This is a genomic window from Microbacterium sp. NPDC055455, from assembly GCF_053619935.1.
Genome location: NZ_JBSHLB010000001.1, coordinates 1274624 through 1300320 on the forward strand (window position 1 = coordinate 1274624; position 25697 = coordinate 1300320).

Sequence of the window (25697 nt, forward strand, 5' to 3'; positions counted from 1 at the left end):
CTGACATGTCGCGTATCGGTCGTCTTCCGATCGACATCCCCGCCGGTGTGACCGTCTCGGTCGAGGGTCAGGATGTCGCCGTCAAGGGCCCCAAGGGCGAGCTGTCGCTCACCGTGGCCCGTCCCATCGAGGTCAAGGTCGAAGAGGGCCAGGTCGTCGTGACCCGCCCCGACGACGAGCGCTCGTCGCGCTCGCTGCACGGCCTGACCCGCACGCTCATCAACAACAACATCATCGGTGTCACCCAGGGCTACTCCAAGGGCCTCGAGGTGGTCGGCACGGGTTACCGCGTCGCGCAGAAGGGCACGTCGGTCGAGTTCGCTCTCGGCTTCTCGCACCCGGTGCTCGTCGAGGCGCCCGCCGGCATCACGCTGACGGTCGAGGGCAACAACAAGCTCACCGTCTCGGGCATCGACAAGCAGGCTGTCGGCGAGACCGCGGCCAACATCCGCAAGATCCGCAAGCCCGAGCCGTACAAGGGCAAGGGTGTGCGCTACGCCGGCGAGGTCGTCCGGCGCAAGGCCGGAAAGGCTGGTAAGTAACCATGGCTGTGAAGTCGAAGTCCGACGCGCGCGCGCGTCGTCACGCCCGCCTTCGCAAGAAGGTCGTCGGCACCCCCGAGCGTCCGCGCCTGGTCGTCACGCGCTCGGCGCGCCACGTCTTCGTGCAGATCGTCGACGACAGCAAGGGCCACACGCTGGCCTCGGCCTCGACCCTCGAGACCGACCTGCGCGTGTCCGACGCTGACAAGACCGCCAAGGCCCGCAAGGTCGGCGAGCTCCTCGCCGAGCGCGCGAAGGCCGCCGGCGTCTCGGACGTCGTGTTCGACCGTGGCGGCAACCGCTACGCCGGCCGTGTCGCGGCGATCGCCGACGGCGCCCGCGAGGGAGGTCTGAACCTGTGAGTGACAACAAGGAGAACATCGTGACCGACCAGGCTGCAGCCGAGGCTCAGGCCCCGGCCGCCGAGGCGCCCGCCGAGCGCGAGCGCGAGCCGCGCCGCGGTGGTCGCGAGCGCAACCCCAACCGCGACCGCGGTGGCCGCGACCGCAACGAGAGCCAGTTCCTCGAGCGCGTCGTCACCATCAACCGCGTGTCGAAGGTCGTCAAGGGTGGCCGTCGCTTCAGCTTCACCGCGCTCGTCGTCGTCGGCGACGGCAACGGTGTGGTCGGCGTCGGCTACGGCAAGGCCCGTGAGGTGCCGCTGGCGATCTCGAAGGGCGTCGAGGAGGCCAAGCGCAACTTCTTCCGCGTGCCCCGCGTCGGCTCGACCATCCCGCACCCGGTGCAGGGTGAGGCCGCTGCCGGTGTGGTGCTGCTGCGCCCGGCCGCTGCCGGTACCGGTGTCATCGCCGGTGGCCCGGTGCGTGCCGTGCTCGAGTGCGCCGGCATCCACGACGTGCTGTCGAAGTCGCTCGGCTCGTCGAACACGATCAACATCGTCCACGCGACGGTGGAGGCCCTGAAGCAGCTCGAGGAGCCCCGTGCGGTCGCCGCACGCCGTGGCCTCGACTTCGACCAGGTCGCCCCCGCCCGTCTCGTCCGTGCCGAGGCTGAGGCCGCGGCCGCTGCGAAGGCAGGTGTCTGATGGCTGCGCGTCTGAAGGTCACGCAGGTCAAGTCCAAGGTGAGCGAGAAGCAGAACCAGCGCGACACGCTGCGTTCGCTCGGTCTGAAGCGGATCGGCGACTCGGTCGTCCGTCCCGACGACGCGCAGACGCGCGGCTACGTCCGGACCGTCGCCCACCTCGTCAAGGTTGAGGAGATCGACTGATGGCTGAGAAGGCCGAGAAGAACGAAGCCGTCGAGGCTGAGAAGAAGGCCCCGAAGAAGGCTGCCGCCTCCAAGGCCGCCTCCTCCAAGGCCGCCGACAAGGCCCCCGCCGCCGCCAAGGCCGACAAGGCTGAGAAGGCTGCGCCGGCCAAGAAGGCGCCGGCCAAGAAGGCTGCTGCCAAGAAGGACGTCCCGGCTGCGCGCCCGGGCGTGCTGAAGGTGCACCACCTGCGTCCGGTCCCCGGCTCGAACACCCCCAAGACCCGCGTGGGTCGCGGTGAGGGCTCGAAGGGCAAGACGGCCGGCCGCGGTACCAAGGGCACCAAGGCCCGCTACCAGGTCAAGGTCGGCTTCGAGGGCGGGCAGATGCCGCTGCACATGCGCACCCCGAAGCTCCGCGGCTTCAAGAACCCGTTCCGCGTCGAGTACCAGGTCGTGAACCTGGACAAGCTCGCGGAGCTGTACCCGGCCGGTGGCGACGTCACCGTGGGCGACCTCGTCGCCAAGGGTGCGGTGCGCAAGAACGAGAAGGTCAAGGTGCTCGGCACCGGCGACATCTCGGTGAAGCTCAACGTGGCGGTCGACAAGGTCTCGGGCTCTGCCGAGCAGAAGATCGTCGCCGCGGGCGGCACCGTCAAGTAATACGCGCGCAGTGGGGGTCGGAGCTTGCTCCGGCCCCCACTGGGTTACCCTGGACGTCGGCACGTCTGCGTGCCGATGCCCCCCACTGGAGGAATCCTCTTGTTCAGCGCCATCGCGCGGATCTTCCGCACTCCTGACCTTCGGCGGAAGATCGCATTCACCCTGGCGATCATCGCCCTGTACCGCTTCGGTGCCCACGTGCCCGCGCCGTTCGTCGACTTCCCGAACGTGCAGTCGTGTCTCCGGCAGTCCGCCGGCACCGAGGGTCTGCTGTCGCTGGTCAACCTCTTCTCGGGTGGCGCTCTGCTGCAGCTGTCGATCTTCGCGCTGGGTGTCATGCCGTACATCACCGCGACGATCATCGTGCAGCTGCTGCGCGTGGTCATCCCGCACTTCGAGACCCTCTACAAGGAGGGCCAGGCGGGCCAGGCCAAGCTCACGCAGTACACGCGGTACCTGACGATCGCGCTGGCGCTCCTCCAGTCCACCACCCTGGTCACCGTCGCCCGCAGCGGTCAGCTGTTCGGCGTCACCGGCGTGCCGGAGTGCGAGAACCTCCTCACCGAGGAGGCGTGGTGGGCGCAGCTCCTCATGATCATCACGATGACGGCCGGCACCGGCCTCATCATGTGGTTCGCCGAGCTGGTGACCGAGCGCGGCATCGGCAACGGCATGTCGCTGCTCATCTTCACCTCCATCGCCGCGGCCTTCCCCGCCTCGATGTGGGCGATCTGGCAGTCGCGCGGCTTCGAGGTCTTCCTCCTCGTGCTGGCCGTCGGCATCGTGGTCGTCGCGCTCGTCGTCTTCGTCGAGCAGTCGCAGCGCCGCATCCCCGTCCAGTACGCCAAGCGCATGGTCGGGCGCCGCACCTACGGCGGCACCAACACGTACATCCCGATCAAGGTGAACATGGCCGGCGTCGTGCCCGTCATCTTCGCCTCGTCGCTGCTGTACATCCCCGCACTCATCGCGCAGTTCAACCAGCCGCAGCCGGGCGAGGAGGTGCCGGGCTGGGTGCAGTGGATCCAGGCGTACCTCGTCACCGGCGACAACGCGCTGTACATGCTGCTGTACTTCCTGCTCATCGTCGGCTTCACGTACTTCTACGTCGCGATCACCTTCAACCCCGTCGAGGTCGCCGACAACATGAAGAAGTACGGCGGGTTCATCCCCGGCATCCGCGCCGGCCGCCCGACCGCCGAGTACCTCGACTACGTCCTCACGCGCATCACGCTCCCGGGCTCCATCTACCTGGGTCTGATCGCGCTCCTCCCGCTCGTCGCCCTCGCCACGGTCGGCGCCAACCAGAACTTCCCGTTCGGCGGAGCCTCGATCCTCATCATCGTCGGCGTCGGACTCGAGACGGTGAAGCAGATCGACGCGCAGCTTCAGCAGCGCCACTACGAAGGGCTCCTCCGATGACCCGACTTCTGATCGTCGGCCCGCAGGGTTCAGGCAAGGGCACGCAGGGCGTGCGCATCGCCGAGGCGTTCGGCATCCCCGCCATCTCGACCGGCGATGTGTTCCGCGCGGCGGTCGCAGAGGGCTCCGAGCTCGGCCTGCAGGTCAAGGCCATCATCGAGGCGGGCGACCTGGTCTCCGACGAGCTGACGAGCGCGGTCGTGCGCGACCGCCTCGCGCAGGCCGACGCGGCGGAGGGCTTCCTGCTGGACGGCTACCCCCGCAACATGGCCCAGGTCATGCACCTCGACGAGTTCCTCGAGGGGCGCGACGAGTCCCTCGACGCGGTGATCGAGCTGGCCGTGCCGCGCGACGAGAGCATCGCCCGCATCGCCGGGCGCGCCGCCGAGCAGGGCCGCAGCGACGACACCGAAGAGGTCATCGCCAACCGCCTGGCGATCTACGAGCGCGAGACGGCGCCGATCCTCGAGGTGTACCGCACGCGCGGCATCGTCGACGACATCGACGGCGTGGGCTCGCTCGACGAGATCACCGACCGCATCATCGCCGCGCTCGAGGCGCGCGGCCTGGTGCGCGTCCCGGTCTCCTGAACGTGTCGCTGCGCCGCTCCATCTACAAGTCCCCCGCCCAGCTGCGGGCGATGGTGGAACCCGGTCTCATCACCGCCGCCGCCCTCGACGCGGTCCGCGGCCTGATCGCGCCCGGCGTCACCACCGCGGAACTGGATGCCGCGGCATCCGAGGTCATCACCGGCCGTGGGGCGAAGTCGAACTTCCAGATGGTCCGCGGGTACCGCCACACCATCTGCGCGTCGGTCAACGAGCAGGTCGTGCACGGCATCCCGGGCGACCGCGTGCTGGCGCCCGGTGACATCCTGTCGATCGACGCCGGAGCCGAGTACAAGGGGTGGAACGGGGACTCCGCGTTCACCGCGGTGCTGCCCGACGAGACGCGCCCCGCGGTCGTCGCGGAGCGGCAGCGCCTGTCGGACGTGACCGAGGGGTCGCTGTGGGCCGGCATCGCGTCGCTCGCGACCGCCCGCCACCTCGGCGAGGTGGGCGCCGCCATCCAGGAGTACATCGAGGCGAACTCCCCGGAGTCCGGCGCCTACGGCATCCTGCGCGAGTACGTCGGGCACGGCATCGGCCGCAAGATGCACGAGTCGCCCTCGGTGTTCAACTACCGCGTCGCCGATCCGGGGCCCGAGGTGCGACCCGGCCTCGTCCTCGCGATCGAGCCGATGGTCGTCATCGGCGACCAGGCCACCTTCATCGAAGACGACGGGTGGACCGTGTCGACGCTCGACGGCACCGCCGGCTCCCACTGGGAGCACAGCGTGGCCGTGCACGAAGACGGAATCTGGGTGCTGACCGCACCCGACGGCGGAGCCGCGGGCTTGGCGCCCCTCGGCATCACGCCGCGTCAGATCGCCTAGGGAGGCTCTCGAAATGGCACAGGCCGGCGCACGCAAGGTCAACTGGTTCGCGATCTGGGTGACCATCGCCGTGGTGGTGGCGCTCGTGCTCGTCGCGGTGCTCGTGGTGACGCTCAACAACCAGGCCGCGCCCAAGCCGCTGCCCACCGAGGTCAACCCTCCGTCGGCGTCGAACATCGACACCGAGACCGGTGCGATCCTCGTCGGCGAGGGCGAGGACCGCCTCGACACCTACGTCGACTTCATGTGCCCGGTGTGCAACCAGTTCGAGCAGGTGTACGGCGCCGAGATCGAAGGCCTGGTCGACGACGGCAGCATCACGCTCGGCATCCACCCCATCTCGATCCTCGACCGGCTGTCGAACGGCACGCAGTTCTCGACCCGCTCGGCCAACGCCGCGTATTGCGTGGCCGAGGCCGACCCGGACGCCTCGCTGCCCTTCCTGCAGGCGATGTTCGAGAACCAGCCCGCCGAGAACACCGACGGCTTGACGAACACCGAGATCCTCGAGATCGCGTCGGGCGTGGGCGTCACCGGGATCGACTCGTGCGTGAACGACGGCAGCTACGCCGGCTTCGTCACAGCGATGACGGAGCAGACGCCGGTGCAGCCCGGACAGTCCGGCATCGCCACGCCGACCGTCGCCGTGAATGGCGAGGTCATCTCCAACTCCGACCTGCCCCCCGCGGGCGCGCTCGCGACCCTCTTCGAGTGACCGGATGCCGCGCCCCGCGGCATCCGCCCCTCCTCCCACGCGCGTCGGCGCACGCGGGCGCCCGGCGCGCCCGGGCGTTCGCCGCACGCGGGCGTCCGGCGTGGGCGGCCGCCCGGCGTGGGCGCCTGGCGTGGGCGGCATCCGTTCCCCAACATTCAGGGTAAACACCGCGTGCGCGACGAGACACCGTGCGGCACCGTGGTGTGCCGTCGCGTTTGCGGTGTATCGCCCGCTCGAGGGACCGTGACGGGTCAGCGGGCGACGGGTCAGCGGGGCGACGGGTCAGCGGCGCGGTGGATCAGCGGCGCGCTGCGGGCGTGCCGGCCGCGGGTGCGCTGGGGACAACGGGCGTGCGGGAAACGGCGGGCGTGCGCGGGAGAGAGCGCGGGTTGGCCCGCATGGTCGCGAGCAGCCGGCTCCGCGGTGCGGCGACCCGCGGCACGCCGAGCCGTTCCAGCTCGCCGATCACCGGCGCGACGGCCATGCACGCAGCCCAGTCCCACCGACCGAACTCCCGGCAGTGCCGTCGCAGCCGGTCCTCGCGCCGCTTCTCGGCCTGGACGCCCTCGAGGGTCTCCTCGGCGGTCGCTCGGACGTACTTGCCGTAGCCGTCGGATTCCGCGACGGCCTTCGCGCTCTCCCACCAGAAGTCGGTCCGGTCGGTGATGCCGTCGGTGACGAACACGCGCTGGAGGTCTGGCGGCTCGAAACCCGACCAGACGATCACCGCGCGGCTGACGCTCTCACCCGGCGACTCAGCACGCGCATCGACCATGGGCAGCAGAAGGTTGCGCAGCGCGCGCCCGCGCGTGTTCGGAAGGGCCGCGGCGGCCGCCTCGAGGTCGGCGACGGCGAGCATCCCTCCTTGCACCCGCGACACCGCCGCATCTCCGACGGCAAGTCCGAACGGTGGCGGCAGCACGCGCATCAGATCCGCCGTCGTGGTGGCGGGCGTCGTCATCGTGTGGGCGCCGAGCGTCACGGTCTCGGGGACGGCGACGCAGCTGTGCACGAAGACGTCCCCGAAGCGTCGCGACCTGGTCCGGGCCAGCGCGTACACGTGGATCAGAGCAGGCTCGCCGAAGACGGGTAGCCCGAGCAGCGCGGCAGCGGACTCGTATGCGAAGACGGCGTCGGAATTCACCAGCGCGTACGCGTGCACGCGCGCGAGATACCGCTCCCAGGGGCGCAGCGCGTCCCATGCCGGTCGGGCGGCATAGACGCCGGTACGCACGCGGTGGAAGTGCGCGCTGTTGCGGAGCCCACGCGTGCCGGCGAAGGCGTCACGGACGCTGACGAGTTCGATGGGCGAGGGCCGGACCACGCCGACCGGCAGAACCTGTGCCATGCGGCCATGGTCGTGGCCGCGGCATCCGCTCGTTCCGCGCCTGCGCTCAGACGTGAGGAACTCGCGCCCCGTGCCCGAGGTTGCGCCCCCGTGGAGGAAGGGCAGACACCGCATCGCTCGCGAGACACCGCGCCCGAGTGTGGCGCCTCGTCGCGAACGTGGTGTTTGCCCTGGAAAGGGGGTGCGCAGACGTCGGGGGAGAACGGATGCCGCGGGCGCTGGGATGCCGCGGGCCTGGGGCACCGCGGTCCGGCCGAGTCGGGGTCCTGGGGATGCCACGGGCCCGGCGATGCCCGCCACCCGAGGGGAATCCTGAGCGGCAGCCGTGACGGCGCGGCGGGCATTTGCCGAGGCATCCGCTATCACGTATGCTTGATCTTTGGTGCGTTGCGCCTTCATCGGCGTGTCGTCGCACCGACATCCCATCCACCCGCAGACCGACCGGTCTGCACAAGTGTTAGCGAGCGTATGGCGAAGAAAGACGGTGTCATCGAGATCGAGGGCGTCGTGTCCGAGGCGCTGCCCAACGCGATGTTCCGCGTCGAGCTCACCAACGGACACAAGGTTCTTGCCACGATCTCAGGCAAGATGCGGCAGAACTACATCCGCATCATCCCCGAGGACCGTGTGGTCGTGGAGCTCTCGCCCTACGACCTGACGCGCGGTCGCATCGTCTACCGCTACCGCTAGACCGGTCGAGAAGTAACGCCCCACGCGGCACACGCACGCGTGCCCGGCGAAGACAGCGAAGAGAAGAAATCATGAAGGTCAACCCCTCCGTCAAGCCCATCTGCGACCACTGCAAGGTCATCCGCCGCCACGGTCGCGTCATGGTCATCTGCAAGTCGAACCCGCGTCACAAGCAGCGCCAGGGCTGAACGGATGCCGCGCCCCGGCGCGGCCCGCGACTCACAACTCAATACACACACAGGCAGCATCAGAACCCGCACCGCGGGGGACACCTCGGGCGGAGGCCCGGGCACCGATGCTGCTCCACACCTCCACTCACTCCTAGGAGAGCCGCATGGCACGTCTTGCCGGCGTCGACATCCCGCGCGACAAGCGCGTGGTGATCGCCCTTACCTACATCTACGGCGTTGGCCGTACCCGCTCGAACGAGATCCTCAAGGCGACGGAGATCGACGAGAACATCCGCGTCAAGGACCTCAGCGACGACCAGCTCATCGCACTCCGCGACTACATCGAAGGCAACTACAAGGTCGAGGGTGATCTCCGCCGCGAGGTCGCCGCCGACATCCGCCGCAAGGTCGAGATCGGCTCCTACGAGGGCCTGCGCCACCGCCGCGGCCTCCCGGTGCGCGGTCAGCGCACCAAGACGAACGCCCGCACCCGCAAGGGCCCGAAGCGCACCGTCGCCGGCAAGAAGAAGGCGCGCTAAGGCGCGGCCCCCAGGTTCAGGAGAGCAAAGCAATGGCACAGGCCAAGTCCGCCGCGCGCAAGCCGCGCCGCAAGGAGAAGAAGAACATCGCGCTGGGCCAGGCCCACATCAAGTCGACGTTCAACAACACGATCGTCTCGATCACCGACCCGTCGGGCGCCGTCATCAGCTGGGCATCGTCCGGTGGCGTGGGCTTCAAGGGCTCGCGCAAGTCGACGCCGTACGCCGCCGGCATGGCCGCGGAGTCCGCTGCCCGCCAGGCGCAGGAGCACGGTGTCAAGAAGGTCGACGTCTTCGTGAAGGGCCCGGGCTCGGGCCGCGAGACCGCGATCCGCTCGCTGACGGCTGCCGGCCTCGAGGTCGGCTCCATCCAGGACGTGACGCCGCAGGCCCACAACGGCTGCCGTCCGCCCAAGCGCCGCCGCGTCTGACTTCCCGCCCTTCGACGGGCTCAGGATCCGTATCGGTCACTGAGCCCGTCGAAGGGCTACCGCACGCTTAACGGATGCCTCGATCCGAGGCATCCCCGAGTAAAACTCAACACCTCACCCACCGCACGTGTCATATAGCGGGCACGTGATCGAAAGGAACACATAGTGCTCATCGCACAGCGTCCCACTCTGACCGAGGAGAAGGTCGGGGAGTTCCGCAGCCGTTTCGTCATCGAGCCGCTGGAGCCCGGCTTCGGCTACACGATCGGCAACGCGCTGCGTCGCAGCCTCCTGTCCTCCATCCCCGGCGCGGCCGTGACGTCGATCCGCATCGACGGCGTCCTCCACGAGTTCAGCACCATCCCGGGTGTGAAGGAGGATGTCACCGAGATCATCCTCAACATCAAGCAGCTCGTCGTTTCGAGCGAGCGCGACGAGCCCATCACCGCGTACCTGCGCAAGACCGGCGCCGGTGAGGTCACCGCCGCCGACATCTCCGCTCCCGCCGGTGTCGAGGTGCACAACCCCGAGCTGGTCATCGCGACCCTCAACGACACCGCGAAGTTCGAGCTCGAGCTCACGATCGAGCGCGGCCGCGGCTACGTGTCGGCGACGCAGAACCGCAACGAGTACGCCGAGGCCGGCCAGATCCCGGTCGACTCGATCTACTCGCCGGTGCTCAAGGTCTCGTACCGCGTGGAGGCCACGCGTGCGGGTGAGCGCACCGACTTCGACAAGCTCGTGCTGGACGTCGAGACCAAGTCCTCGATCGCCCCGCGCGACGCCGTCGCGTCGGCCGGTCGCACGCTGACCGAGCTCTTCGGCCTGGCCCGCGAGCTCAACGTCGAGGCCGAGGGCATCGAGATCGGCCCGGCGCCGGTCGAGACCGTCCTCTCGAACGAGCTGTCGATGCCGATCGAGGACCTCGACCTGTCGGTCCGCTCGTACAACTGCCTCAAGCGCGAGGGCATCAACACCGTGTCGGAGCTCGTCGCCCTTTCGGAGACGCAGCTGATGAACATCCGCAACTTCGGTCAGAAGTCGGTCGACGAGGTGCGCGACAAGCTCGTCTCGCTCGGCCTGTCGCTGAAGGACTCGGTCCCCGGGTTCGACGGCGCGCACTTCTACGGCGGCTACGACGACGAGACCGTCTGAGTTTCGGCTTTCGACCTTTAAGACACTGGAGTAACTGAGAATGCCCAAGCCCACCAAGGGTCCCCGCCTCGGAGGCGGCCCCGCCCACGAGCGTCTGCTGCTTGCGAACCTGGCCGCCGCGCTGTTCACCCACAAGTCGATCAAGACGACCGAGACCAAGGCCAAGCGCCTGCGTCCGCTCGCCGAGCGCCTGATCACGTTCGCCAAGCGCGGCGACCTGCACGCGCGTCGCCGGGTGCTGTCGGTCATCGGCGACAAGTCGGTCGTGCACGAGCTCTTCACCGAGATCGCGCCGCTGGTCGCGGACCGTGAGGGCGGCTACACCCGCATCACGAAGGTCGGCAACCGCAAGGGCGACAACGCGCCCATGGCCGTGATCGAGCTCGTGCTCGAGCCCGTCAACCCGAAGCCGAAGTCGGCCAAGAAGTCGGCTTCCGCCGCCGCCCCGGCCGCGGCCGAGGAGGCCCCGGCCGAGGAGACCACCGCCGAGGAGTCGAACGTGAGCGAAGAGCCCGTCGAGGACACCACTCCCGAGGAGTCGGCCACCGCGGCCGGCGCCGAGTCGCCCGAGGAGGGCGAGGCCGCCGAGGCTGCCGCCGAGGACGCCGTCGTCGAGGACGACAAGAAGTCCGAGTGATCGGACGCCGGGCGTCGCCGCCCGGCAGGTCGCGGCATCCGTGCCCGGCCACCCTTGCACCGCGAGACCCGTCACCCGTCAGGGTGGCGGGTCTCGCTGCATCTTGCCCGCGCTGCGCGACCCTCGCGCCGCCTGCGCCCATCGCTCTCACGCGGTCGCGGGGCCGCCGCTCGGCCTCCCCGCGGCTACGGCGACGGCGTGAGGTCGAGCTGCAGGCCGCGGATGAGGTCGTTCGCATAGGCGCGGCGCTCCCTCGCGAGTTCGTCGACGGCGGCGGCGACCGTGTCGGCGAAGATGCGGCCACCCGCGTCGCCGGGGTGGATGCGGTCCTGGGCGAGCAGGTTCTCGTGCGCCGCGATCGCTCCCGACCAGTCGGCGACGATGACGTTGCGGTGCGCGTCGGCGAAGGCAGCGAGCTGGGCGTTGACGCCCGGGATCCAGTCGCGCGGCGCGTGGGCGTTCACCAGCACGAGACCCCGCTCGGGGCCGATCGCGTCGGCGAGCTTCTCCAGTGCGCCGGGGTCGACGGGGCCGTTCGTGCCGAGCGCCACCACGACGTACGGGCGCAGCCGGTCGGTCGCGGTGAGCGACCCCAGGATGCCGGGCCCGGCCCACATGGACCGCGAGACCTCTGCGTCGATCTCGATGCCGGGGAGGCGCTTGACGAGTCCGCCGGCCGACGCCAGCATGACGGAGTCGCCCACGGCGGTGATCTGGTCTCCCGCGACCTCGTCGTTGGCGGGCGCGGCGGCCGTGGCATCCGTCTGCTGTCCCGATCCGGGCGGAGGCGCCACGGGGGCGGGTGGGCGTTCACGCATCGCCTCCGCCAGTGCCTCGCGGCCCGCCTCGACCGCGGCTTCGGCGCTGGACTCCTCCGGCGCGGCGGCGAGCGCGGCGCCGGTGCCGGCCAGCACCAGCACGCCCGCCAGGGCGACGCCGAGCGCGCGCAGGCGCGCCCGAGGCCCGCCGCGGAGCCGCCGGCGCAGCATCCGAGCCGAGGCGCCGAAGCCCAATCGGCGGACGGGCGTCTCGACGAACCGGTACGAGAGAGCGGATGCCGCGCCCGTGACGCCGAGCACCCCGAGGCCCAGCCACACCGGGACGGCGGCGACGGTGGCGTCGGGCGCGAACACGGCGACCGCGAGCACCAGCAGCGGCCAGTGCCACAGGTAGATGCCGTAGGAGCGGTCGCCGATCCAGCGCAGCGGCGCGGCGTCGATGCCGCGCCCGAGCCAGGAGCCCGGCCACACGCCCGCCACGATGACGACGGCGCTCAGCAGGCTCGCGACCAGGAGCGCGCCGGGGAAGGTGGCGGCGCCGTCCTGCGGCGGCATCGACGCCAGCACGACGACACCGCCGATCGCCAGCACACCCGCCGCCCCGGTGAGGTGCCGCGCGACCGGCGAGAGCGCGAACGGCCGCCGCAGGAGCGGCGGCAGCGCGAAGGCGAGCGCGACGCCCAGGAGCAGCCCGAAGGCGTGCGTGTCGGTGCCGAAGTAGGCGCGGGTGGGGTCGTCGGCACCGGTGACGACCACGCCCATCCAGACCGCCGAGACCGCGGCGAGGCCCGCGGCCAGCGCCGCGCGGAAACGTGCGCCCGGCAGCAGGAGCAGCAGCGGAAGCAGCAGCGGCCACAGCAGGTAGAACTGCTCCTCGACCGCGAGCGACCAGACGTTGCGGAACAGCTCCGGCGTCGTCGCGGCGAAGTACGTCTCGCCGCCGGCGATGGAGAGCCAGTTGTAGCTGAAGGTGGCGGCGCCCACCACTTGCGCGCCCAGGCGCACCAGCACGTCTCCGCCGACGACCCAGGCGAGCGTCGAGCAGACGCCGACGACGAGTGCGAGCGCCGGCAGCAGCCGCCGCGCGCGGCGCTGCCAGAACCGGCCGAGCGCGATGCGGCCCGTGGCGTGATGCTCCCGCAGGAGCAGGCTCGTGATGAGGAACCCGCTGATGACGAAGAACACGTCGACCCCGACGAAGCCGCCGGGAAGGACGGCGGGCGGGAACAGGTGGTACAGCACCACCAGGATCACGGCGATCGCGCGGAGCCCGTCCAGTCCCGCGAAGCGGGCGGCGGGGCGAACGGCGGGCGCAGTCGACGTCATGGCTGGTTGTACGAGGAGGGGAAACGGCAAGTCTACGCGGCCCGCCTCAGGACGCACGGCAGCCGCCCGCGGGTCGGGGCCGCGCGAGGCGACCGCGCGGCGGGCGAATAGGGTGGAGTCCGTGCGCATCCGGCTCGACATCGCCTACGACGGCACGCACTTCCGCGGGTGGGCGCGTCAGCCCGGGCTGCGGACCGTGCAGGAGACGCTCGAGTCCGCGCTCGCCCGCGTCGTCGGCGGCGACCCCCGCCTCGTCGTCGCCGGGCGCACCGACGCGGGCGTCCACGCCACCGGGCAGGTGGCGCACGTCGACCTCGACGACGCCCAGCAGAGCCGCATGCTCGCCAGGCACGCCCGGCCGGGCGCGGGCGCGCAATCGCCGGACGACCGCGCCGCGGCGCTGGCCGCACGGATGAGCGGGGTCGTGGGCGCGTACGCCGACGTCGCCGTCCTCGGCTCCCGCATCGCGCCGGTCGGCTTCGACGCGCGCTTCTCGGCGGCGTGGCGTCGGTACGAATACCGCATCGGCGACACCGTGACCGGGTACGACCCGCTCGAGCGTCATCGCACCACGTCGGTGCGCGCCTCCTTGGATGCAGAGGCGATGGATGCCGCGGCCCGCGCGCTCATCGGGCTTCACGACTTCGCCGCGTACTGCAAGCCCCGCGAGGAGGCGACCACGATCCGCACGCTGCTCGAGTTCGACTGGCGACGCGACGGCGCCGGCGTCCTGGTCGCGAACGTCAAGGCCGACGCGTTCTGCCACAGCATGGTGCGCGCGCTCGTCGGCGCGTGCGTCGCGGTGGGCGAGGGCAGGCTCGACATCGACGACGTGGTCGACATCCGCGACGCGCGGGAGCGGGTGCCGGAGGTCAAGGTGCTCGCCGCGCGCGGTCTCACCCTGACGGAGGTCGGCTACCCCGCCGACGACCTGCTCGGGCAGCGCGCCGAGCAGACCCGCGCGCGCCGCGACCGGGAGTAGGCCGCCTCACCGGACGGGCTGCGCGCGCTCCCAGCGGTGTCCGCCCGCGCGCTGCGCACGCTCCATCGCCTCGTGGGCCGCCGCGCTGAGGGTCGCGAGGTCGTACGCGCCGTCGGCAGTCTTGGCCCAGCCGACGCTCGTCGAGAACTCGACCGCGAGCGGCTGATCCGGGGTGACCGTCGAGACGCGGTCGAGGAGGTCGCGGATGCAGTCCCGGATCGCTCCATCAGGTCGGGAGATGAGCACGAAGTAGCCCGACGGACCGTCGGCGCCGATGTCGGCGTCGGCGGGGAACGACGCGCGCACGTTGGCGCGGAACCGCGCGAGGATCCGCCGGAAGGCGACCTCGCCTCCGGCGACGCGCAGCGAGTCGGTGTCGTCGAGCGACACGCTCAGCAGCGACCACCCGGACTCGTTCGACTCCCGCGCGCGCGCGAGCCGGTCGGCGGCGACGGCCGGGAAGGGGTCGGCGGGCTCTTCGGACCCCGCGGCGTCGGGGGAGCGGGCGAGCGACAGCAGCGTGACGATCGCGCAGGTGAGGTAGGCCAGGAGCCCGATCGCCTTGAGGTCCGGCAGCGCCGGGGCGGTGAGGTGGGAGCCCAGCGTCACCGTGGCCGCGATCAGACTGGCCACGGCGATGAGGGGAAGCGTCGCCGAGGCGATCGTCAGCGGCAGCAGCCGGCCCATGCTGCGCTCGTCGCGGTGCAGCAGCTCAAGCGCCGACAGCGCGGCGAGCGCCGCCGAGGCCACGTAGGCCAGCGAGAACACCAGTGTGTGGGCGTCGGTGCCGTCGGTGACCGCGTACGCGACGCCGGCGACGAACCCGAGGGCCGGGCCGAGCCAGGGCAGCGATCGCTTGTCCTGGTCGGCCCGCAGCCCCGACCAGACCAGCGCCGGCGCGCCGAGCGCGAAGCCGGCCGAGGCGTCGGCGAGCTGGTGCAGCGATGCCGCGTTGGCGACGACCGTGCCGTAGGCGGACAGCGTGACCTGGAGGAACATGAGCGACCACAGGAGGGTCGCCAGGCGTGGGCGGTAGAGGAATCCGAGCCCGATCATGATCATCGACATCAGCGTCGCCAGGACCGCCAGCACGACGGCGTCGTCGAGGCTCGAGTAGGTCATGAGGCCTCCGCGGGGATGCGCACCGTGACGGTCGTTCCCGTGCCGGGCTCGCTGGCGATGTCGATCGTCCCGTCGTGCGCCTCGATCACGTCGCGCACGATCTGCAGGCCGATGCCCGTTCCGGGGATGCCGCTGTCGACGGCGGCGGCGGAGCGGAAGTAGTGGTCGAACACGCGCGGGAGGTCTGCGGCGGGGATGCCGATGCCGCTGTCGGCGACCACGAGCTCGACATCAGTGCCCGTACGTCGTGCCGAGACCTCCACCGTCCCGCCGGGCGGTGTGTACTTGACGGCGTTGCCGAGCAGGTTGTCGGCCATCTGGCGGAGGCGGAATGCGTCGCCCCAGATCAGCACCGGCGGGCCGGGCGAGAGGGAGAGCGCGACCCGCCGCTCCGAGGCGTTCGCAGCGAACGACTCCACCGAGGCGTCCAGGATCGCCCGGAGGTCGGTGACCGCGCGCGCGTCGCGGTCGGCGCGGGTCGTCGCGTCGGTCGGCGCCGAGAGGATCGAGGTGATCAGATGCATCATCCGCTCGCCCGATTCCTCGATGACGGCCAGGCGCCGCCGCACGTCGGAGTCGAGGTCATCGCGCTCGAGAAGCCGGTCGGCGTGGCCCAGGATGCCGGTGAGCGGATTGCGCAGCTCGTGGGAGATGACCGCCGCCAGCGCATCGCGTCGCCGGTCCGCCGTCAGGAGGCCGGTGACGTCCTCGGCGATCAGCACCGTGCTCGGCTCCTCGTCCTCGCGCGGCTCCTGACGCCGGCTCGTGACCGACAGCGCGTGCCAGTTCCCCTCGACGTCGTACAGCCACACGCGCTCGGCATCCAGCTCCTCGCCCCGCGCGGCCCGTGCGTACGTCCGGGCGCCTTCTCTCAGCGCCGTGCCGCGCAGCCCGTCGTACTCGATCGAGCGGGGCGGCTGACTCGGGTCGGCCCCGTCCAGTCCGTAGAGCTCACGGTACGCCGTGTTGGAAGAGATCAGCTCCCCGGACCGGTTGATGCGGGCGATGGCGATGTGAACCCCGTCGAGGGTCTCGCTCACGCGCCGCCGTTCGATCGAGGCGGTGTCGAGAGAGTGACGGATGCGTCGGGCCTGACGACGCAGGAGCGTGCGGTAGGCGTGGCCCTGGCGGGCGGTGGCATGCACCGTCGCGCCGACGAACGCCAGCGCCAGGAGCACGATGAGCACGCGGAGGGCGCTCGCGGGCGTGGTGCCCGAAGCCAGGATCTCGGCGACGCCGATCGCGCCCACGAGCGCGAGTCCGACGGCGAGCCGCCCGAGGCTGAACAGCGCCGCCAGCCACGCGATGGGGACGACCCAGAGGTGCGAGAGGCGCAGGTCGGTGCCGAAGGTCAGCAGGCCCACCCAGATGATGTCGAGGTAGGGCAGCACCGTCGCGGCGGACTCGGGGTACTTGTGCCAGGGCACGATCAGCGCGGCGACCGTGGTGACGAAGACGCCGGCGACGCCGATCGCGAGGGGTGGCACGACCAGCACCTGCGGATCCATGATCGCCGTCAGGACGGTGATGATCCCCACGACTGCCCCGAACGACAGCTGCCAGATCCAGACCGTGTGGACGCGGCTGTCCGTCTCGCGGGGATCGTAGACCGGGTCGGAGGACCGGGTGAGTTCCGTCGTGGCGTGCACGCCGACCGCCTATTCGCGCGCGGCGGCGGACGTGAGGCGGTAGCCGACGCCCCGCACGGTCTCGATGTACCGCGGATCGCCCGGGTCCTCGCCGAGCTTCCGTCGGAGCTTGGCGATATGGGTCTCGATCGTGCGCATCTCGACCTCGGTCACGGGCGCGTCGGCCGCGCCACGGCTCTCGCCGCGCGACACGCGCACCAGCTCCTCCTTGGTGCGCACCCGGCGGCCGGTCGACAGCAGCGCCGCCAGCAGGTCGAACTCGGTGCGGGTGAGGCCGACGTCGACGCCGCCGCGCTCCGCGATGCGCGTCGACGGGTCGACGACCAGGTCGTCGTGCACGAGCGCCGCCCCGTCGGAGGCGGGCGCGGGCGGGCTCGGAGAAGCGCTCGAGTCGCCGGCACCGGCCTTCGGCGAGGGCGCGACCGACTTGGACCGTCGCAGCACGGCATCGATCCGCGCCCGGAACTCGCGGGCGCGGAACGGCTTGGCGACGAAGTCGTCGGCCCCCGACGAGAGTGCGAGCACGGCATCCGCCTCATCGGTGAGCGCGGAGACCACGATGATGTGGGTGGCGCTGCGATCGCGGATGCGCCGGGTCGTCTCCAGGCCGTCGATCCCGGGCATGTTGATGTCGACCGTCGTGATGAGGGGCTCGTGGACCGCCACGGCTTCGATCCCCTCCGCGCCCGAGGATGCGCCGAAGGCGGTCAAGCCCGCCGACTGGAAGATGTCGACCAGCAGATCCCGCACGACGTCGTCGTCTTCGATCACCACGGCGGCTGCCGACATGGCCTCGCTCATGCTGTCTCCTCGCGTCGCACCTGCCCGAATTGTTCCACACGCCCCCTCGGCCCGCGCGGCTGAGCCGGACGGGACGCGCCGGGCATCGCTCACTGTCGCTCCGACTGGCTGAGCAGCCGCTCGACGACGGTGGCGCCGACGCGCTCCCACCGGTCGCCGCCCTTCTCGCTCGCCAGCGCCGCGGCCTCCCGCGCGGTGTACACCAGCGCGTCCAGTTCGTACCCGAGCACCGAGGCGGGCGCCCAGCCGGCGCTCGCGGTCGGCCGGATGGGCATGGCGCCGTGCACGTCGAGCGAGGTGACCCGCTCGAGGCTGGTGCGCAGCAGGTCGCGCACGGCGGCGTCGGGCCGGGGGACGAGGACGACCACGGCGCCGGGGGCGGGCGCACCCACGTCGGACTCCGCAGGGAAGACCCCGCGCACCTCGTCGACGAGCCGCTCCGAGAGGTTCGCGAAGGCGGGAGCCCCGGCGGTCTGGCGGATGTCGGCGGCGTCGTCGAGGCTGAGGTACACGACCGACCAGGGCTCGGAGGTGCGCGCTGCGCGCAGCAGGCGATCCTGCGCGATCCGCTCGAACTGCTGCCACGCCGTCGAGACCGTGGCGATGCGGCCGAGACCGCTGTCGCGGGCCGTCGTTCCGACCACGGCGATGAGCGCGCACGCCACGTACACCAGCATCCCCACCGATGACACCAGCCGCACGAGGGCGAAGTCGTCGCCGCCCGACGGCGGGAAGACGAAGCCGGCGACGAGGGTCGCCGCGCCGGTGACCGAGAAGGCGATCGAGACGATGCCGAAGGGCAGGAGCAGCTTGTCGCTGCGCCGGGAGGCCGCCGACAGCCAGTCCATCACGAACAGGGCGGCGAAGACGGATGCCGCGAAGAAGACGGCGCGGTACGCCACGGTGAACCACACGATGCCGTCGACGGCGGCGAGGGTCACCGCCGAGCCGGCGGCGACCACCGCTCCGGTCCAGACGAGCGGACGGAACCGCCATGCCGCTCGGAAACCCGACCAGAGGAACGCCGGCGCGCCCATCAGCGCCCCGAGCGAGGCGCGGCGCAGCGCTTCGGAGCCGGAGACTTCCCCGGCCACGACGCCGTAGGTCGCGAGCATCGCGAGGGTGAACGCGATGCTCCAGTACAGCGTCGCCGTTCCCGGTCTCACCAGGAACGCGATCCCGATCGTGAGCATCGTGGCGAGCGTCGTGATCACCGCCTGCGCGATGAGGAGCTCCACGCCCGATCCGACGATGAGGTCGGTCATGCTCGTCCTTCCGTGCTGCGCGACGCGGCCGAGCCGGTCTCCAGCTCCGCCGCCCGCGGGAGGCGCACGGTGACCGTGGTGCCTGCGCCCGCCTCGCTCTCGATGGTCAGGGTGCCGCCGTGGGCGCGCACGATGTCGTTGCTGATGCCGAGCCCGAGGCCGGTGCCGCCCGACGTCTTCTTCGCCTCGGCGGTGCGGAAGTAGGGCGTCAGGATCAGGGGGAGGTCATCGGCGCCGATGCCGATCCCGGTGTCGGAGACGGTGAGCGCCACGGTGTCGCCCTCGGTCGCTCCCACGATCCGCACCCGCCCGTCGCGCGGCGTGTACTTGATGGCGTTGCTGACGATGTTGTCGACGACCTGACGCAACCGGAACCCGTCGGCGGTCACCCACAGCGGGTCGTCCGCCTGCAGGTCGATCGCGATGTCGCCGGCCGCGGCCGTCGGGCGGAACGACGTGACCGAGTCGAGGAGGATCTGGCGCAGGTCGAGGTCGTCGAGCGTGTCGCGCCCGGAGAACCCGCGGCGGGACGTCGAGCCGAGGCTCTCGGTCATCTTCAGCATCCGCTCGCTTGCGGCGACGATCGACCGGAACCGCTCGCGCGTGCGCGGTGTCAGGTCGTCGAGCTCGAGGGCGAGCTCGGCGTTGCCGATCAAGACGGTGAGCGGATGCTTCAGCTCGTGCGACGCCATCGCGGTGAAGCGCTCCCGCTCGCGCTCGGCGTACGTCAGTGCGGTGACGTCGTGCACCAGCAGGAGGATCGAGGACTCCTCGTCGCCGCGCGCGGCGAGGCGCTTGGCGGTGACCGAGAGGGCGCGCCACTCGCCGCCCGCGGTGAAGAGCCACACCGACGCGTCCACGAACGTCTCGCCGCGCGCGGCGCGTGCGAACGGACGCTCCGAGAACGGCACGGGCATGCCGCGCAGGCCGGTGTACTCGACGGAGCGCGCGGGCAGGGTGAGATCCAGCGGGTCGAGCCCGTACAGGCGCGAGTAGGCGTCGTTGACGGCCAGGACGGCGCCGCCCTCGGAGATGCGCACGATGCCGGTGTCGATGCCGTTGAGGATCTCGGTCGTGCGCCGCTCCTGGTCGGAGCGGCGGTCGAGCGTCGCCGTGAGCCTGCCGGCCTGCCGGCGCAGCAGGCGGCGCAGGGCGCGGGTGCGACGCAGCGCCAGGTGCGACGTGATCCCGATGAACGTCAGTGAAAGCAGCACGACGAAGGCCCGCAGCGCCGCCATCGTGCCCGTGAGCATCGCCGAATCGATGAGGATGATGAGCCCGATGAGCGCGAGCATCGCCGCCAGCGCGGTCGCGCGGAAGTGCATGGCGACCCACATGACGGGAAAGCCCCAGAGGTAGCCGAGGCGCAGATCCAGGTCGCTGGAGAGCAGGCCGATCGCGACCGCGTCGGCGAAGGGCACCGCGAGCACGGCGGAGGCGGGGAGCTGCGACCACGGCAGCGCGAGCACGGCCAGCGTGAGCAGCACCACCGCGAGCGTTCCGACGAGGAAGGTCCACCGGCCGAAGATCGCGGGCTGCAGCGCCATCGCGAGGACGGCGGTGATCAGCACGCTCGCGGCCAGGACGAGCTGCGTCAGCCAGATCGACCGGGTGCGGGCATCGGGCGTGCGCACGACGAACACTGGTCGTGCAGCCCCGGTAGCCATGACGCGATCCTATTGGCCCGGCCCGCCCCTCCCCGCCGAAGTGACAGAGAGTCGGAGAACGCCTTCTTGCGGATCTCTTGCGGAAACCTTGCGCCGGTGCTCGCGCCGCCTCGGAGGCCGCTTGCGGTAGGCGGGGGATGCTTGGTGCGTGCCGGAGAGACCGGCCGAGAAGCGAAAGCGACGAACGTGTCAGACCAGGTCCCGCTCACCCGCAGCACGCGGACGATGCGCGTCAGCGAGGGAACCCCTCTCGCCGAGCACACCGCCGCATCGTGCGGGTCCGCCGATGACCTGGGGGCGGTGCTCGATGACACCTCGGCGCATCGGTCGTCGATCGGCTGCGTGGTCCCGGCGCGCAACAAGGAGGACTCGATCGCCCAGGTGCTCGAGGCGCTGCTCGGCCAGACCCGGGTGCCGGACGTCATCCACGTGGTCGTCAGCAACACGTCCGACCGCACCGTGGGCATCGCGTCGTCGTATGCGGGACCGCACGAGGTCGCGACCGAGCTCGGGGAGCAGTTCACCGAGGTGTTCGTCCACGACATCGGACGGATCCCCGGCACGCGGGCCGGCGCGCTCAACTACGGCTACACGCTCGTCGAGGGCCACGACTACCTGCTGGGTGTCGACGGCGACGTCGTCGCCGACGTCACGGCGGTCGAGCACCTCGAGGCCGAGGCGACCTCCGACAGCCGCATCGGCGGCATCTCGGCGATCTCGTCGCTCGGCGCCCTCTTCTCGATCTTCTTGACGCAGGCGCTGCGCGACGTCATGAACGACAACCACCGGTCCACGCCATGGATCGACGGTTCCGAGGACGCGGACACACTGTCGCGGCAGCTCGAGAGCGCCGGCTATCTCAGCCGGGTCGTGACGGAGCGGCAGGCGCTGTCCATGCTCTTCAGACTCATCCGTCGAAAGGGCGGGTGCAAGGTCTGATCCGGACCCGAAGCGGATCAGAACTGGGGAAGACGCCGGGGAGGGGAGCCCCGGCGAGGGGGAGGCGGAGAGGGTGCCCGTTTGGGGAAGCGGGCACTCTCCCGGAACGCAGCCGCGGAGGCATCCGCTCGTCTGGGGCGGGCGGATGCCTCCGCCGCGGCATCCGTCGATCAGACCGCTTCCGAGGTCAGCCGGTAGCCGACGCCGCGCACCGTCTCGATGTACCGCGGGTTGGCGGCGCTGTCGCCGAGCTTGCGGCGCAGGTTGGTCATATGGGCCTCCACCGCCCGCTTGTCGGCGTCGCCGACGAAGTAGCTGGTGACGTAGGACTCTCCGCGCAGCACCAGGGTGAGATCGGCCTTGCTGCGCACGCGGCGCTGGGACTCCAGCAGCGTGGCGAGCAGGTCGAACTCGGTGCGGGTGAGGTCGAGCTCCTCGGCGCCCAGGAGCACGATGCGGTTCTCGGGGTGCAGCCGCAGATCGCGGTGCGCGAGCCATTCCGCCGAACCGTCGACGGCGGGGACGGATGCCGCCACCGCGGGCCCGGCAGACTCCGGCACCGCCGGGGTCCAGGTGGTGGTCTGCTCGACCGGCTCGGCCGGCTCGGTGCTCGTGCGGGCGCGACGCATCAGCGCCTCCACGCGGGCGCGGAGCTCCCGCGGCCGGAAGGGCTTGGGAAGGTACTCGTCGGCGCCGGCGCCGAGGCCCGCGATGACGTCCGCCTCGTCGTTGAGTCCCGTCAGCATGATGATGAGGGTGTCGGACTGGGCGCGGATGCGCTTGGCCGCCTCGATGCCGTCGATGCCCGGCATGTTCACGTCGATCGTGGTGAGGACGGGCTGGTAGGTGAGCACGGCCCGGACGCCGTCGATCCCGTTGCCCACCGAGACGGTGGAGAACCCGGACGACTCGAGCACTTCGGCCAGCACGTGACGGATGTCGGCATCGTCCTCGATGATGACGGCGGTCTTCGGCACGTCGGGTGGGGTCGACATGGGAGGTGTGTCCTCTCAGGCGGTTGGACAGCGTGCACCGATCACCGACCCCAGCAGCGGACCCCGACGCGTCGCAAGTACTCCCGATGCTACACAACCCGCGAATGCCTGGTCGGGCGTCAATCCACGACGCGTGCGCGGATCCGACCGACCGCCTCGCCTCCGAGCCGTCGCGGGGCTCAGGCCGTCCGGGGACGCGCGCCGCGCAGGCGCACCGCCGGTGCGGCGCGGCGCACCGCAGGTGCTGCGGAGCGGGCGCGCGAGGCGGCACCGGTCTTCGAGCCCACCAGCTCGAGCAGGGCGGCGGCGAGCGGACTGGCGGAGGACGCCTCGGCCTCGAACGCGCGGGCGACGATCGTCGCGGCGCGCTCGAACTCGCTGGCCTTCTCGAGCGCGGCCCGGCGTTCGCCGACGACGCGGTCGGCGGCGGCGTACTCGGCGCGCAGCCGCGCGCGCTCGTCCTCGTCGAGCCCGCGGCGCTGGGCCGTGCGCTCGAGCGCCTCGCCCGCGCGCGTGCGGGCGGCCACGCTGCGGCGCAGCTCGCGCTCGGCGGCCTCGCGTGCGGTGCGGCTGGCGGTGAGGGCGTCGGTGAGGTCGGCCCGGACGGTGCCGGCGGAAGCGGAAGCGGACATGGGATCCTCCTGGGTCGGGTCTGTCGTGACGGTTCACGGTCGGGCGCCGTAGTGCGGCACACCACTTCAGAGGCGGGGCATCCCGTTTTCGTACATCCCGTGCGCGATGCTCGGAGCGTGGTGAGAAGTCACGACATGGTCTTGTCAAGGCCACCCGGCGCCCGGGCCTGCGGAATAGGCTGGCCCCCGACATGAAGGTCATCTCGTACAACCTGCGCAAGCACCGGGCAGCCGGTGAGCTCATGCATCTGGTCGAGCGTCACGGCGCCGACGTGCTCTGTCTGCAAGAGGCCGACACGTCCGACATCCCGGACGAGATCTCGGGCCTCCGTCTGGCGGACTCCACCCAGCGGAACCGTCTCGGCCTCGCCGTGTACTACCGCGAGAACACGTATCGCGCCGTCGAGGTGCGGGCGCTGGCGCTCAAGAAGTCGCTGCACGACCGGGTGCTCAAGCCCGCCGAGGAGAGGCTGCTGGGAGTGCGGCTGCACGACATCGACGAGAACACCGACCTCATCGTGGCCTCGTTCCACGCGGCGCCGCTGACCGCGCTCAACTCGCTGCGCCGCCACCAGATCCGCACGGCGCTGTCCGAGCTGCAGCAGCTGGGCGAGGGGCTGCCGGCGCTCATGGTCGGCGACTACAACTATCCGGTGTTCAAGGAGCACCTCAGCCAGCACGTGCGCGAGCAGGGGTACGAGCTGAACCTCAGCGACTCGCGCACGTACACGCGGTACCGCTTCTTCCGCGGCCACTACGACTTCGCCACGTCGATCGGGTTCGAGATCGACCGGGTGCGGACGCTCCCGCAGGGGCTCAGCGACCACCTGCCGATCCTCGTGACGGCGCATCCCGCCGCCGGCGTCCGCCGTGTCGTCGAGGTGGCGGAGGCGGAGTCGGGCGCCGCCTGACCCTCCCCGGCGTCGTGAACCGTCAGGTGGCGATGAGCGTCGGGTCGGGGTCGGACCACTTCTCGAGGCCCTGCACCACCCAGAACGCGAAGAACAGCGTGAGGGCGGCCGCCTCGAGGATGAGGACGATCGGGATGCCGGAGCCGTCCGCCTGGGGCAGCAGGATGACGTACGCCACGAGCACCAGCACGAGGCCGACCGCGATCGCGGTGTAGAGGACTCGGAAGACGGGCGCGGGCCGGGGTCCTCGCCGGGGGAAGGCGCTGCGCAGCGCCACCGCGGCGAACAGTGCGAAGAAGAGCGTGGTCGCGACGAAGTGGCCCTGCTGGAGGAAGAGGTCGCGCGCGAACGCCCAGGTCAGCCCGGTCGCGGCGAGGATGACCGCCGCGATGAGGAGCGACGTCCACACCGCGGGCAGCGACACCTGCCGCAGCGCCGCGAGGAGCAGTGCGACGAGCAGGACGAGCACGCCCAGCACGAGGTAGACCGCGACGCCGTTGGCGGCATCCGCTTCATATTCCGGCGGGAAGCAGCGCTCCGCGCACGAGACGGCCACCCCTGGCACGGCGTCCGGCGGGATCGTCGTCGGAACGAGCGCGATCAGCGGTGCGAACAGCGCGGCGGCGTCCAGGAGCGCCCGCTCTGCGCCGCGGCCTGACAGCGCGACGAGGGCGAGCGACACGGCGATGAGCGCACCGACGAAGACGTTGCGGGCGGGCGTGTAGAAGTAGTCGCTGACCGTCGTGAGCCAGCCATAGGTCGCGGCGGCCTGGCCGATGGCGACGAAGATCGCGACCACGGTGCCGGCGACGCCGATGCGGAGATACCGGTAGGTGCGCTCGAGCGAGGTCGAGACGACGACGTCTGGTGCGGCCACGGGCTCACGATATCCGCTCCCGCCGGTAGACTCGCCGCACACTGCGCGGCATCGTCGCGGCGCCCGACCGAGGGGAGCCGCGATGACGGATGCGCCCCTGTCGTTCGACCGGTCACCCGATCGGGGCGCGGACCGCGCGAGACGGACCGGCCTTCGCCTCCTCGTCCTCTACGGTGCCGTGCTGGCGGTGATCGCGTTCTGGCCGACGCCGGTGGATCGGGACGCGACGGGACTGCTGCGCGAGATCGCGCGCGTCGTGCCGCTGCTGTCGTACGACGTCGTCGAGTTCATCGCGAACGTCGCGCTCTTCATGCCGCTCGGCGTCCTGCTCGCGCTGGCGCTGCCGCGCCGCCGCGCACTGGTCGTGCCGGTGGCGCTCGCCGTCACGATGATCATCGAGCTCGGGCAGGCGGCGTTCCTCGCCGAGCGCACCGCGAGCCTGAGAGACATCTTCGCCAACACGCTGGGGGCGGCGCTGGGGCTGCTGATCGTGGTGATCGCCGAGCGGGCGTCGTCAGGTGCCGTAGTAATAGCGAACCGAATCGCGCGACCCGGCGACGGCGAGGACGTAGAACGCCAGGGGTAGGCAGACGGCCACGATCACGGTGGCGACAAGAACAGTCATAAGGGCACGGAGCAAGAGAGGTCACGTTCGGGGGAGACGACGCGGGGTGCCTTCCAGCCTACGAGCCGTCGGCGTCGGCTCTTGACGAGGCGGTGTCCCCTTTTCGGGGGACAAGCGCCGACGGCGGGGTGCGGCCCGCGCCGAGTGAAGTCGCGGTGTTCTCACAACCTCG

At 71.0% G+C, this 25697-nt stretch carries 29 protein-coding genes; 19 read left to right on the forward strand and 10 right to left on the reverse strand.

What is annotated here, in order from left to right; translation table 11 throughout:
• Window positions 1-5: 5 nt before the first annotated feature.
• From rplF to ACWGUG_RS05645, 9 genes are all read left to right on the forward strand, one after another.
• Window positions 6-542 carry a 50S ribosomal protein L6 gene (rplF, locus tag ACWGUG_RS05605; RefSeq protein ID WP_336398082.1) on the forward strand — a complete coding sequence of 179 codons (537 nt, stop codon included), beginning with the start codon at window positions 6-8 and terminating at the stop codon, window positions 540-542.
• A gap of 2 nt (window positions 543-544) precedes the next feature.
• Window positions 545-904 carry a 50S ribosomal protein L18 gene (rplR, locus tag ACWGUG_RS05610; protein ID WP_336398083.1) on the forward strand — a complete coding sequence of 120 codons (360 nt, stop codon included), beginning with the start codon at window positions 545-547 and terminating at the stop codon, window positions 902-904.
• Window positions 901-1587: a 30S ribosomal protein S5 gene (gene rpsE / locus ACWGUG_RS05615; RefSeq protein WP_336398084.1), complete on the forward strand. Its 687-nt coding sequence runs from the start codon at window positions 901-903 to the stop codon at window positions 1585-1587. The genes rplR and rpsE overlap by 4 nt, the downstream gene beginning before the upstream one ends.
• On the forward strand, window positions 1587-1772 hold the full coding sequence (gene rpmD / locus ACWGUG_RS05620; RefSeq protein ID WP_018171461.1) for a 50S ribosomal protein L30: 186 nt from the start codon (window positions 1587-1589) through the stop codon (window positions 1770-1772). The genes rpsE and rpmD overlap by 1 nt, the downstream gene beginning before the upstream one ends.
• Window positions 1772-2413, forward strand: coding sequence for a 50S ribosomal protein L15 (gene rplO / locus ACWGUG_RS05625; protein WP_336398085.1), 642 nt, complete (start codon window positions 1772-1774; stop codon window positions 2411-2413). The genes rpmD and rplO overlap by 1 nt, the downstream gene beginning before the upstream one ends.
• 99 nt (window positions 2414-2512) lie before the next feature.
• Window positions 2513-3835, forward strand: a complete 1323-nt coding sequence (gene secY / locus ACWGUG_RS05630) for a preprotein translocase subunit SecY (RefSeq protein WP_336398086.1) — start codon at window positions 2513-2515, stop codon at window positions 3833-3835.
• Window positions 3832-4425 (forward strand): adenylate kinase, encoded by a 594-nt coding sequence (locus tag ACWGUG_RS05635; protein ID WP_336398087.1) that lies wholly within the window; start codon window positions 3832-3834, stop codon window positions 4423-4425. The genes secY and ACWGUG_RS05635 overlap by 4 nt, the downstream gene beginning before the upstream one ends.
• A gap of 2 nt (window positions 4426-4427) precedes the next feature.
• Window positions 4428-5270 carry a type I methionyl aminopeptidase gene (gene map, locus ACWGUG_RS05640; RefSeq protein WP_452324071.1) on the forward strand — a complete coding sequence of 281 codons (843 nt, stop codon included), beginning with the start codon at window positions 4428-4430 and terminating at the stop codon, window positions 5268-5270.
• Window positions 5271-5283: 13 nt separating this feature from the next.
• Window positions 5284-5985, forward strand: a complete 702-nt coding sequence (locus ACWGUG_RS05645) for a DsbA family protein (protein WP_452324072.1) — start codon at window positions 5284-5286, stop codon at window positions 5983-5985.
• Window positions 5986-6283: 298 nt separating this feature from the next.
• On the opposite strand, the gene ACWGUG_RS05650 is transcribed toward ACWGUG_RS05645, so the two are convergent.
• The gene (locus ACWGUG_RS05650; protein ID WP_452324073.1) at window positions 6284-7333 is read right to left on the reverse strand and encodes a hypothetical protein; all 1050 of its coding nucleotides are present in this window, start codon (window positions 7331-7333) and stop codon (window positions 6284-6286) included.
• Between the two features lie 468 nt (window positions 7334-7801).
• On the opposite strand from ACWGUG_RS05650, the gene infA reads away from it, so the two are divergent.
• The 6 genes from infA to rplQ all read left to right on the forward strand — a co-directional run bounded on the left by infA (window position 7802) and on the right by rplQ (window position 10955).
• On the forward strand, window positions 7802-8023 hold the full coding sequence (gene infA, locus ACWGUG_RS05655; RefSeq protein WP_005050493.1) for a translation initiation factor IF-1: 222 nt from the start codon (window positions 7802-7804) through the stop codon (window positions 8021-8023).
• 71 nt (window positions 8024-8094) lie between these two features.
• The gene (gene rpmJ / locus ACWGUG_RS05660) at window positions 8095-8211 is read left to right on the forward strand and encodes a 50S ribosomal protein L36 (RefSeq protein WP_005050492.1); all 117 of its coding nucleotides are present in this window, start codon (window positions 8095-8097) and stop codon (window positions 8209-8211) included.
• A 146-nt stretch (window positions 8212-8357) separates the two neighbouring features.
• Window positions 8358-8732: a 30S ribosomal protein S13 gene (gene rpsM, locus ACWGUG_RS05665; RefSeq protein ID WP_336398091.1), complete on the forward strand. Its 375-nt coding sequence runs from the start codon at window positions 8358-8360 to the stop codon at window positions 8730-8732.
• Between the two features lie 32 nt (window positions 8733-8764).
• Complete coding sequence (gene rpsK, locus ACWGUG_RS05670) at window positions 8765-9163, forward strand: 30S ribosomal protein S11 (protein ID WP_018171470.1); 399 nt, start codon at window positions 8765-8767, stop codon at window positions 9161-9163.
• Window positions 9164-9328: 165 nt separating this feature from the next.
• Window positions 9329-10318, forward strand: a complete 990-nt coding sequence (locus ACWGUG_RS05675) for a DNA-directed RNA polymerase subunit alpha (RefSeq protein ID WP_336398092.1) — start codon at window positions 9329-9331, stop codon at window positions 10316-10318.
• A 40-nt stretch (window positions 10319-10358) separates the two neighbouring features.
• Entirely contained in the window at window positions 10359-10955 is a 597-nt protein-coding gene (gene rplQ / locus ACWGUG_RS05680) for a 50S ribosomal protein L17 (RefSeq protein ID WP_452324074.1), read from the forward strand.
• Between the two features lie 185 nt (window positions 10956-11140).
• Here rplQ and ACWGUG_RS05685 read toward each other — a convergent pair whose 3' ends face one another.
• Window positions 11141-13060 (reverse strand): acyltransferase family protein, encoded by a 1920-nt coding sequence (locus ACWGUG_RS05685; protein WP_452324075.1) that lies wholly within the window; start codon window positions 13058-13060, stop codon window positions 11141-11143.
• A gap of 121 nt (window positions 13061-13181) precedes the next feature.
• Between ACWGUG_RS05685 and truA the strand changes: the two genes are divergently transcribed.
• Window positions 13182-14042, forward strand: coding sequence for a tRNA pseudouridine(38-40) synthase TruA (gene truA, locus ACWGUG_RS05690; RefSeq protein ID WP_452324076.1), 861 nt, complete (start codon window positions 13182-13184; stop codon window positions 14040-14042).
• 6 nt (window positions 14043-14048) lie between these two features.
• Here the strand turns inward: truA and ACWGUG_RS05695 are convergent, their stop codons facing one another.
• From ACWGUG_RS05695 to ACWGUG_RS05715, 5 genes are all read right to left on the reverse strand, one after another.
• Window positions 14049-15164, reverse strand: a complete 1116-nt coding sequence (locus ACWGUG_RS05695) for a hypothetical protein (protein ID WP_452324077.1) — start codon at window positions 15162-15164, stop codon at window positions 14049-14051.
• On the reverse strand, window positions 15161-16813 hold the full coding sequence (locus ACWGUG_RS05700; protein WP_378883970.1) for a sensor histidine kinase: 1653 nt from the start codon (window positions 16811-16813) through the stop codon (window positions 15161-15163). The genes ACWGUG_RS05695 and ACWGUG_RS05700 overlap by 4 nt, the downstream gene beginning before the upstream one ends.
• 9 nt (window positions 16814-16822) lie before the next feature.
• The gene (locus ACWGUG_RS05705; RefSeq protein WP_452324078.1) at window positions 16823-17614 is read right to left on the reverse strand and encodes a response regulator transcription factor; all 792 of its coding nucleotides are present in this window, start codon (window positions 17612-17614) and stop codon (window positions 16823-16825) included.
• 89 nt (window positions 17615-17703) lie between these two features.
• Window positions 17704-18879: a hypothetical protein gene (locus tag ACWGUG_RS05710; RefSeq protein ID WP_336398099.1), complete on the reverse strand. Its 1176-nt coding sequence runs from the start codon at window positions 18877-18879 to the stop codon at window positions 17704-17706.
• Window positions 18876-20546: a sensor histidine kinase gene (locus tag ACWGUG_RS05715; protein WP_336398100.1), complete on the reverse strand. Its 1671-nt coding sequence runs from the start codon at window positions 20544-20546 to the stop codon at window positions 18876-18878. The genes ACWGUG_RS05710 and ACWGUG_RS05715 overlap by 4 nt, the downstream gene beginning before the upstream one ends.
• A gap of 186 nt (window positions 20547-20732) precedes the next feature.
• Here ACWGUG_RS05715 and ACWGUG_RS05720 point away from each other — a divergent pair, with 186 nt between their 5' ends.
• Window positions 20733-21485 (forward strand): glycosyltransferase, encoded by a 753-nt coding sequence (locus tag ACWGUG_RS05720; RefSeq protein WP_452324079.1) that lies wholly within the window; start codon window positions 20733-20735, stop codon window positions 21483-21485.
• Between the two features lie 170 nt (window positions 21486-21655).
• On the opposite strand, the gene ACWGUG_RS05725 is transcribed toward ACWGUG_RS05720, so the two are convergent.
• On the reverse strand, window positions 21656-22480 hold the full coding sequence (locus tag ACWGUG_RS05725; RefSeq protein WP_336398102.1) for a response regulator transcription factor: 825 nt from the start codon (window positions 22478-22480) through the stop codon (window positions 21656-21658).
• 179 nt (window positions 22481-22659) lie between these two features.
• On the reverse strand, window positions 22660-23112 hold the full coding sequence (locus tag ACWGUG_RS05730; protein WP_336398103.1) for a hypothetical protein: 453 nt from the start codon (window positions 23110-23112) through the stop codon (window positions 22660-22662).
• A gap of 191 nt (window positions 23113-23303) precedes the next feature.
• On the opposite strand from ACWGUG_RS05730, the gene ACWGUG_RS05735 reads away from it, so the two are divergent.
• Window positions 23304-24023 carry an endonuclease/exonuclease/phosphatase family protein gene (locus ACWGUG_RS05735; protein WP_336398104.1) on the forward strand — a complete coding sequence of 240 codons (720 nt, stop codon included), beginning with the start codon at window positions 23304-23306 and terminating at the stop codon, window positions 24021-24023.
• A gap of 22 nt (window positions 24024-24045) precedes the next feature.
• Here the strand turns inward: ACWGUG_RS05735 and ACWGUG_RS05740 are convergent, their stop codons facing one another.
• Window positions 24046-24900 (reverse strand): hypothetical protein, encoded by an 855-nt coding sequence (locus ACWGUG_RS05740; RefSeq protein ID WP_452324080.1) that lies wholly within the window; start codon window positions 24898-24900, stop codon window positions 24046-24048.
• Between the two features lie 82 nt (window positions 24901-24982).
• Between ACWGUG_RS05740 and ACWGUG_RS05745 the strand changes: the two genes are divergently transcribed.
• Window positions 24983-25486 (forward strand): VanZ family protein, encoded by a 504-nt coding sequence (locus ACWGUG_RS05745; RefSeq protein ID WP_452324081.1) that lies wholly within the window; start codon window positions 24983-24985, stop codon window positions 25484-25486.
• Window positions 25487-25697 lie beyond the last annotated feature (211 nt).

What these genes read in the sequence shown, in the direction of transcription:
- rplF (WP_336398082.1), top strand. Translation starts at nt 6, where the DNA reads ATGTCGCGTATCGGTCGTCTTCCGATCGACATCCCCGCCGGTGTGACC.
- rplR (WP_336398083.1), top strand. Translation starts at nt 545, where the DNA reads ATGGCTGTGAAGTCGAAGTCCGACGCGCGCGCGCGTCGTCACGCCCGC.
- rpmD (WP_018171461.1), top strand. Translation starts at nt 1,587, where the DNA reads ATGGCTGCGCGTCTGAAGGTCACGCAGGTCAAGTCCAAGGTGAGCGAG.
- rplO (WP_336398085.1), top strand. Translation starts at nt 1,772, where the DNA reads ATGGCTGAGAAGGCCGAGAAGAACGAAGCCGTCGAGGCTGAGAAGAAG.
- ACWGUG_RS05635 (WP_336398087.1), top strand. Translation starts at nt 3,832, where the DNA reads ATGACCCGACTTCTGATCGTCGGCCCGCAGGGTTCAGGCAAGGGCACG.
- ACWGUG_RS05645 (WP_452324072.1), top strand. Translation starts at nt 5,284, where the DNA reads ATGGCACAGGCCGGCGCACGCAAGGTCAACTGGTTCGCGATCTGGGTG.
- ACWGUG_RS05650 (WP_452324073.1), bottom strand. Translation starts at nt 7,333, where the DNA reads ATGGCACAGGTTCTGCCGGTCGGCGTGGTCCGGCCCTCGCCCATCGAA.
- infA (WP_005050493.1), top strand. Translation starts at nt 7,802, where the DNA reads ATGGCGAAGAAAGACGGTGTCATCGAGATCGAGGGCGTCGTGTCCGAG.
- rpmJ (WP_005050492.1), top strand. Translation starts at nt 8,095, where the DNA reads ATGAAGGTCAACCCCTCCGTCAAGCCCATCTGCGACCACTGCAAGGTC.
- rpsM (WP_336398091.1), top strand. Translation starts at nt 8,358, where the DNA reads ATGGCACGTCTTGCCGGCGTCGACATCCCGCGCGACAAGCGCGTGGTG.
- rpsK (WP_018171470.1), top strand. Translation starts at nt 8,765, where the DNA reads ATGGCACAGGCCAAGTCCGCCGCGCGCAAGCCGCGCCGCAAGGAGAAG.
- rplQ (WP_452324074.1), top strand. Translation starts at nt 10,359, where the DNA reads ATGCCCAAGCCCACCAAGGGTCCCCGCCTCGGAGGCGGCCCCGCCCAC.
- ACWGUG_RS05685 (WP_452324075.1), bottom strand. Translation starts at nt 13,060, where the DNA reads ATGACGTCGACTGCGCCCGCCGTTCGCCCCGCCGCCCGCTTCGCGGGA.
- ACWGUG_RS05695 (WP_452324077.1), bottom strand. Translation starts at nt 15,164, where the DNA reads ATGACCTACTCGAGCCTCGACGACGCCGTCGTGCTGGCGGTCCTGGCG.
- ACWGUG_RS05705 (WP_452324078.1), bottom strand. Translation starts at nt 17,614, where the DNA reads ATGAGCGAGGCCATGTCGGCAGCCGCCGTGGTGATCGAAGACGACGAC.
- ACWGUG_RS05710 (WP_336398099.1), bottom strand. Translation starts at nt 18,879, where the DNA reads ATGACCGACCTCATCGTCGGATCGGGCGTGGAGCTCCTCATCGCGCAG.
- ACWGUG_RS05715 (WP_336398100.1), bottom strand. Translation starts at nt 20,546, where the DNA reads ATGGCTACCGGGGCTGCACGACCAGTGTTCGTCGTGCGCACGCCCGAT.
- ACWGUG_RS05725 (WP_336398102.1), bottom strand. Translation starts at nt 22,480, where the DNA reads ATGTCGACCCCACCCGACGTGCCGAAGACCGCCGTCATCATCGAGGAC.
- ACWGUG_RS05730 (WP_336398103.1), bottom strand. Translation starts at nt 23,112, where the DNA reads ATGTCCGCTTCCGCTTCCGCCGGCACCGTCCGGGCCGACCTCACCGAC.
- ACWGUG_RS05735 (WP_336398104.1), top strand. Translation starts at nt 23,304, where the DNA reads ATGAAGGTCATCTCGTACAACCTGCGCAAGCACCGGGCAGCCGGTGAG.
- ACWGUG_RS05745 (WP_452324081.1), top strand. Translation starts at nt 24,983, where the DNA reads ATGACGGATGCGCCCCTGTCGTTCGACCGGTCACCCGATCGGGGCGCG.